7 protein-coding genes are annotated in these 6852 nt (G+C 73.5%); 5 read left to right on the forward strand and 2 right to left on the reverse strand.

Annotated features, from left to right (window positions below):
* Positions 1-279 (reverse strand): peptidase M20 (locus N866_RS12985; RefSeq protein ID WP_034226997.1); only part of this gene is annotated, 279 nt, incomplete at its 3' end.
* A 75-nt stretch (positions 280-354) separates the two neighbouring features.
* Between N866_RS12985 and N866_RS12990 the strand changes: the two genes are divergently transcribed.
* Positions 355-1290 (forward strand): LysR family transcriptional regulator, encoded by a 936-nt coding sequence (locus N866_RS12990; RefSeq protein WP_052023026.1) that lies wholly within the window; start codon positions 355-357, stop codon positions 1288-1290.
* A gap of 163 nt (positions 1291-1453) precedes the next feature.
* On the opposite strand, the gene N866_RS12995 is transcribed toward N866_RS12990, so the two are convergent.
* Positions 1454-2332 (reverse strand): hypothetical protein, encoded by an 879-nt coding sequence (locus N866_RS12995; RefSeq protein ID WP_155855358.1) that lies wholly within the window; start codon positions 2330-2332, stop codon positions 1454-1456.
* Positions 2333-2719: 387 nt separating this feature from the next.
* On the opposite strand from N866_RS12995, the gene dnaK reads away from it, so the two are divergent.
* From dnaK to N866_RS13015, 4 genes are all read left to right on the forward strand, one after another.
* Positions 2720-4588 (forward strand): molecular chaperone DnaK, encoded by a 1869-nt coding sequence (dnaK, locus tag N866_RS13000; protein ID WP_034226999.1) that lies wholly within the window; start codon positions 2720-2722, stop codon positions 4586-4588.
* Positions 4585-5235 (forward strand): nucleotide exchange factor GrpE, encoded by a 651-nt coding sequence (grpE, locus tag N866_RS13005; RefSeq protein WP_034227000.1) that lies wholly within the window; start codon positions 4585-4587, stop codon positions 5233-5235. The genes dnaK and grpE overlap by 4 nt, the downstream gene beginning before the upstream one ends.
* A 128-nt stretch (positions 5236-5363) precedes the next feature.
* The gene (locus N866_RS13010) at positions 5364-6377 is read left to right on the forward strand and encodes a DnaJ C-terminal domain-containing protein (protein ID WP_034227002.1); all 1014 of its coding nucleotides are present in this window, start codon (positions 5364-5366) and stop codon (positions 6375-6377) included.
* Between the two features lie 70 nt (positions 6378-6447).
* Positions 6448-6852: heat shock protein transcriptional repressor HspR (locus N866_RS13015; protein WP_034227005.1), on the forward strand; the 405-nt coding region annotated here is incomplete at its 3' end.

A 6852-nucleotide genomic window follows, 5' to 3' on the forward strand; every position in this document is an offset into this window, starting at 1 on the left:
CGTGCCGTAGCCCTCGCTGCGCGGCGCCTCGGTGCCGGGGTGGTCGGGGTGGGCGGCGAGCTCGGCGAGGTCGAGCTTCCAGTGGTCGACGTCGAACCCGAGCTCCGCGAGCTGCCGGGCGTGCCAGTGCTGGAGGTCCGACTCCGCGTCCGTACCGGTGACGCTGGGGGTGCGGATGAGCCCGACGAGGTCGTCGACGAGGCGCTGCTCGTCGATGGCGTCGAGGACGCGGGTCTCGGCGCGCGTCAGGTCGACGGCGGGAGAGCTGAGGTCGATCACGGTGCTGAAGGTAGGGGGAGCCGAGCCTCCGACGGAATGGCAAGAAATCGAAGGAAGCGTCATAGCCTGTATGTCGTGATCCACCCCCAGCAGCTCCGGGTGCTCGTCGCCGTCCGCGACCACGGCTCGCTGACGCGAGCCGCGCACGCCCTGGGCTACGGGGTGCCGACCATCGCGCACCACCTGGCGTCCCTCGAGCGCGGGCTCCGGGTCCAGCTCGTCGAGCGGGACCGGCGCGGGGCGCGGCTGACCCCGTTGGGCGCGGTGCTCGTGGGCGAGGCGGACGAGATCCTGGCGCGGCTGGACCAGGCGGAACGGCTCGTGACCACCCAGCGCGACCTGGGCCTGACGACCATCCGGGTCGGGACGTTCGCGTCCATCGGCTCCCAGCTCCTGCCCCGCGCCATCCGCGAGCTCCGGGCCGCGATGAGCGTCCAGGTCGAGGTCGTGGAGGCCGAGCCGACCGACGTGGTCGAGCAGCTGCACGCCGGCGACCTCCACGCCGGTCTGATCTACGACTCCGCCGACGAGCCCGCGTTCGCCTCCCCCGACCTCACGTCGACGGTGCTGCTGGAGGAGGACTACCGCGTGCTCCTGTCCGGCGACAGCCCGTACGCCGCCGACGGGCCGATCGACCTCGCGGACCTGGCCGATGCCGACTGGATCTGCAGCCGCGACGAGAACGAGACGTCGGACCGGGTGCTGCTGCGCGCCTGCCGCCTCGTGGGCTTCGAGCCGAAGGTCCTCATGCGCACGGACGACCTCAACATGATCCACGGGCTGGTCGCCGAGGGCCTGGGCTGCACGATCGTCACCCCGGCCGCGGTCGACACCCGGTTCGCGGTGGTCACGCGTCCCACGCTCCAGGAGCTGGGCCTGCGACGGACCTCCTTCGTCCGGCGGAGCACGGCCGTCCCGCGGGCGGTCGAGGCGCTGCACCGGATCCTGGTCCGGCTCCTGCCGCCCGCCCCGCCCTCCGCCGAGCTCGGTACCTCGACACCAGCTCGGTAGCTGGAGGTACCGAGCTCGGAAGGACGTACCGAGCTCGCGGGGCGGCCTGCCCGCGCGTGCGTTCAGACTCGCGGGGCGGCCTGCGCGCGTGCGTCCAGACTCGCGGGGGCGGCGTGCCCGCGGGCGCGTCCAGACCGGGCCGCCGACGGCGGTCAGGCGCAGCTCAGGGTGCACCGAGGAGGCGGCGGGCGCGGGCGACCAGCGTGGCCGGCGCCTCCCGCAGGTCCGCTGCCGTGACGCGCAGGACCTGCCAGCCTGCCTCGAGAAGGGCGACCTCGCGCCGTCGTTCTGCGAGCAGGTCCGCGCCCACCGAGCCGCCCGCCCCGTACTTGGTCCGCCCGTCGTACTCGACGAGCGCGCGCTGCCGTCGCCATCCCAGGTCCCCCCACACCGTCCCGAGGTGGGTGTCGACGGCGATCTGGGTCTCCGGCCGCGGCAGTCCCCCCTGCACGAGGCAGAGCCGCGTGAGGGACTCGCCGGGCGACTCCGCGCCGTCGTCGGCGAGGTCGAGCACCGTCCGGGCCGCTCGGACGCCGCGGCGTCCGGCGAGGCCGGCGAGCGTCGCCTCCATCACCGCGCGATCCGCCCCCGCGTGCAGGGCGGCATCGACGACGACGAGGCCGCCCCGCAGCCCCAGTGCCATCGCGCAGTCGACGGCGGTCCGCTCGAGCGTGGTCACCGGGTGCCCGTGCCGGAGGGTCGTCTCGGCCTCGCTCAACCGGGTGACGTGGCGGACGATCCCGGCGCCGTTGCGCCGGTTGGGCAGCCACGACTGCGTGACGTGGGTGCTCGGGGACGGCCGGAGGAGGGGCAGGCCCCACAACGCGGCAGCCGAGGTGTGGCTGACGACGTACGCGGACGTCGAGCTGCGCCGTAGCCCCTCGAGACGGGCGAGGTCGTCCGTGGTCGCGCGGCGCCCGGGTGTGGCAGCGGGCTCGTCGGTCACGTACACGCCCCGCCGGACCCGTCGCCATCGACCGGCGCGAAGGTGCTGCTGGACGTCGTGCGGTTCGTGGTCCCGGGCCAGGTGGACGGTCGGCATGACCACAGGGCGCTGCTGCACTGGACTGCGGGCTCCGGGACGACGCGGCACCGGCCCAGGGTGGCGCGCACCTGCGCGGGCAGGTCCCCCGTCCACAGGTGCTGCTCGTCGACCGGCACCGAGCTCGGTACCTGTGCGCGAGCTCGGCACGTCCTGGTACCGAGCCGGCGTGGAGGTACCGATCTCGCGGCCCGGTGCCCCGGCCGACCGGGCGGGAATGGGGTGGGCTGAGGCAGGGTTGAGTCAGACAGGCTCAACTTCATGCCCGTGCGGCTTGCGTCCGACGGCGGCGCGGCGCAGACTTGAGCGCAGAAGGCTCAACACTCGCGGCCGGCGCCTAACGCGCGGCCCACCCACGCAGCACCACTACAGGGAGAGGCATCACCCATGGCACGAGCTGTCGGCATCGACCTCGGCACCACCAACTCCGTCGTCGCCGTCCTCGAGGGCGGCGAGCCCACCGTCATCGCCAACGCCGAGGGCGCGCGCACGACGCCGTCCGTCGTCGCGTTCTCCAAGACCGGTGAGGTCCTCGTCGGTGAGGTCGCCAAGCGTCAGGCGGTCACCAACGTCGACCGCACCATCTCCTCGGTCAAGCGCCACGTCGGCACCGACTGGAAGCAGCAGATCGACGACAAGACCTACTCCGCGCAGGAGATCTCCGCGCGCGTCCTCGGCAAGCTCAAGCGCGACGCCGAGGAGTACCTGGGCGAGCCGGTGACCGACGCGGTCATCACGGTCCCCGCCTACTTCAACGACGCCCAGCGCCAGGCCACGAAGGACGCCGGCCAGATCGCCGGCCTCAACGTCCTGCGCATCGTCAACGAGCCGACGGCGGCCGCCCTGGCCTACGGGCTGGAGCGCGGCAAGGAGGACGAGCTCATCCTCGTCTTCGACCTCGGCGGCGGCACGTTCGACGTGTCCCTCCTGGAGGTCGGCAAGGACGAGGACGCGTTCTCGACCATCCAGGTGCGCGCCACGTCCGGTGACAACCACCTCGGTGGCGACGACTGGGACCAGCGGATCGTCGAGCACCTCATCAAGGAGGTGAAGAACACCGCGGGCGTCGACCTGGCGAAGGACAAGATCGCCCTCCAGCGTCTCCGTGAGGCCGCCGAGCAGGCGAAGAAGGAGCTGTCGTCGGCCACGAGCACGACGATCTCCATGCAGTACCTGTCGATGAGCGAGAACGGCCCGGTCCACCTGGACACCAAGCTCACGCGGGCGCAGTTCCAGCAGATGACCCAGGACCTGATCGACCGCACCAAGGCGCCGTTCAACGCCGTCATCCGGGACGCGGGCATCTCGCTCAGCGACATCGACCACGTCGTCCTCGTCGGCGGCTCGACCCGCATGCCGGCCGTGGCCGACGTCGTGCGCGAGCTCACCGGTGGCAAGGAGCCCAACAAGGGCGTCAACCCGGACGAGGTGGTCGCCGTCGGCGCCGCTCTCCAGGCCGGCGTCATCAAGGGTGAGCGCAAGGACGTGCTGCTCATCGACGTCACCCCGCTGAGCCTCGGCATCGAGACCAAGGGCGGCGTGATGACCAAGCTCATCGAGCGCAACACGGCCATCCCGACCAAGCGCAGCGAGATCTTCTCGACCGCCGAGGACAACCAGCCGTCCGTCCTCATCCAGGTCTTCCAGGGCGAGCGCGAGTTCGCCCGGGACAACAAGCCGCTGGGCACGTTCGAGCTGACCGGCATCGCGCCGGCCCCGCGCGGCGTCCCGCAGATCGAGGTCACCTTCGACATCGACGCGAACGGCATCGTGCACGTGTCCGCCAAGGACCGCGGCACGGGCAAGGAGCAGTCGATGACGATCACCGGCGGCTCGGCCCTGCCCAAGGAGGACATCGAGCGCATGGTGCGCGAGGCCGAGGAGCACGCGGCCGAGGACAAGAAGCGCCGCGAGGACGCCGAGGCCCGCAACCAGGCCGAGGGCCTCGTCTACTCGACCGAGAAGGTGCTGGCGGAGAACGCCGACAAGCTCCCCGAGGACGTCAAGACCGAGGTCCAGGCCGCGGTCGGCGAGCTCAAGACGGCCCTCGAGGGCGACGACGTCGAGGCGGTCAAGGCCAAGCAGGCGGCGCTGACGGCCGTGAGCCAGAAGATCGGCGAGGCGCTGTACAGGGCCGACCAGGACCAGGCGCCGTCGGCGTCCGACGCCGCGCCCGAGGGTGAGCAGCCCACGGGCGGCTCCTCCGACGAGGACGTCGTCGACGCCGAGATCGTGGACGAGGACGAGCGCAAGTGACGGACCAGCCGAACACCCCGGTCGGGGGGTCGGGCGACGAGCCCGACCCCACCCGCCCGCGGTTCACGGACAAGCGACGGATCGACCCGCAGACCGGTGCGGTGCGCGAGCCGGCGGCCGACGAGCACGCCGCCCCCGGCGAGCACGGTGCGCCCGACGACGCCGCGGCGACGGACGAGCAGTCCGCGTCGCCCGCCGACGGCGCCGCGGAGCTCCTCGACCAGGCGCAGGCCCTCGCGGCCGAGCGGCTGGCCGACCTCCAGCGCCTCCAGGCGGAGTACGTCAACTACCGGCGCCGGGTCGACCGGGACCGGGACGTCGCGCGGGACCAGGCCGTGATCGGGGTCGTCGAGGCGCTCATGGGCGCCCTGGACGACATCGACCTGGCGCGCCAGCACGGCGAGCTCGAGGGCGGTCCGTTCGCGGCCATCGCCGAGAAGCTCGAGGCGGCGCTGGGCCGGTTCGGCTGGGAGCGGTACGGGGCGGCGGGCGAGCCGTTCGATCCGACCGTCCACGAGGCGCTCATGCACTCCCACGCCGACGACGTCACCGAGCCGACCGTCGTCCAGGTGCTCCAGCCCGGTCACCGCGTGGGCGAGCGGGTCGTGCGGGCGGCGCGCGTCGCCGTCGCCGACCCGGGCGCCTGACCGCTGGACCGACATGACCGGGCCCGTCGCCCCCCGCTCTGCGGGCGGGCGGCGGGCCCGTCGTCGGCGGCGGGCCCCGGGACACGACAGGATGAGATGAGCGACGACACCCAGGAAGGGGGGCGGCGATGACAGGTCAGGACTGGTTCGAGAAGGACTTCTACGCCATCCTCGGCGTCCCCAAGAACGCCGACGCAGCAGCGATCAAGAAGTCCTACCGCAAGCTGGCCCGCAGCCTGCACCCCGACCACAACCCCGGAGACGCCGCCGCCGAGGCGCGGTTCAAGGAGGTCGGCGAGGCCTACGCCGTGCTGTCCGACCCGGAGCAGCGCCAGCAGTACGACGCGATCCGCGCGATGGCCGGCGGCGGCGCACGGTTCTCCGCGGGCCCCGGTGGCCCGGGCGGCGGCGCGGGCAGCGCGGGGTTCGAGGACCTGTTCGGCGGCCTGTTCAACGCCGGCGCGGGCGCTCGGCCGGGCGCCGGCCCGCGGATGCGCTACCAGACGACCGGCTCGCCCGGCGGGGGCGGTGCCGGCTTCGAGGACCTCCTCGGCAACCTCTTCGGCGGCGGCGGCTTCGGTCAGCGCGCGCCGCAGCGCGGCCAGGACCTCGAGGCGACGACGACGCTGCCGTTCCGGCAGGCCGCGTCCGGCTCGACGGTGACCCTGACGGTCGAGGGTCGCAAGGTCACGGCGCGGATCCCGGCCGGTGTGCGCGACGGGCAGAAGATCCGCCTGCGCGGCAAGGGCCGGCCCGGCGAGGCGGGTGCGCCTGCGGGCGACCTGCTCATCGCCGTGCGCGTCGAGCCGCACCCCGTGTTCAGCCTCGACGGCAAGGACGTCCGGGTCACGCTGCCCGTGACGTTCCCCGAAGCGGCGCTCGGTGCGCAGGTCGAGGTCCCGACCCTCGACGGAGCCACCGTGCGCGTCAAGGTGCCCGAGGGCACGCCGTCGGGCCGCACGCTGCGGGTCAAGGGCAAGGGGCTCGAGACGGCGAAGGGCACGGGCGACCTGCTGGTCACCGTGCAGGTCACGGTGCCGCAGCGCCTGTCCGGCGACGCGCGCAGGGCGGTCGAGGCGTTCGCCGAGGCGACCGCCGACGCCGACCCGCGCGCCGACCTGAGGGCACGCGCCACCCAGTAGGACGACGACCGCGCCGCGGCCCGACCAGGCCCGCGGCGCCACCGGACGGGAGCAGAGGGAGGAGCGGGAGATGCCGGCCCACGACGACGCGCCGATGTTCGTGATCTCGGTCGCGGCCGAGCTCGCCGGCATGCACCCGCAGACCCTGCGCCAGTACGACCGGCTGGGGCTCGTCTCGCCGCAGCGGACCCGCGGCCGGGGCCGCCGCTACTCCCTGCGCGACGTCGCGCGACTGCGCGAGGTCCAGCGGCTCTCCCAGGACGAGGGCATCAACCTGCAGGGGATCAAACGGATCCTCGCGCTGCACTCCGAGGTGGAGCGGCTTCAGGAGCAGGTCGACCTGCTGCGCTCCGTCGCCGACCCCGGCCACCGCGTGTTCGCCGCCGGCCCGCAGGGCGAGGTCGTCGCGGTCCCGCGCGGCCACCGCCCGGCGCGCATCACGAGCACGGGCGCACTCGTCGTCTGGCGGCCGAGC

The organism is Actinotalea ferrariae CF5-4 (genome assembly GCF_000603945.1).
Classification (GTDB): Bacteria; Actinomycetota; Actinomycetes; order Actinomycetales; family Cellulomonadaceae; genus Actinotalea; species Actinotalea ferrariae.

Coding starts and splice junctions, on each gene's coding strand:
- N866_RS12995 (WP_155855358.1), bottom strand. CDS start 2,332: ATGCCGACCGTCCACCTGGCCCGGGACCACGAACCGCACGACGTCCAG.
- dnaK (WP_034226999.1), top strand. CDS start 2,720: ATGGCACGAGCTGTCGGCATCGACCTCGGCACCACCAACTCCGTCGTC.
- N866_RS13010 (WP_034227002.1), top strand. CDS start 5,364: ATGACAGGTCAGGACTGGTTCGAGAAGGACTTCTACGCCATCCTCGGC.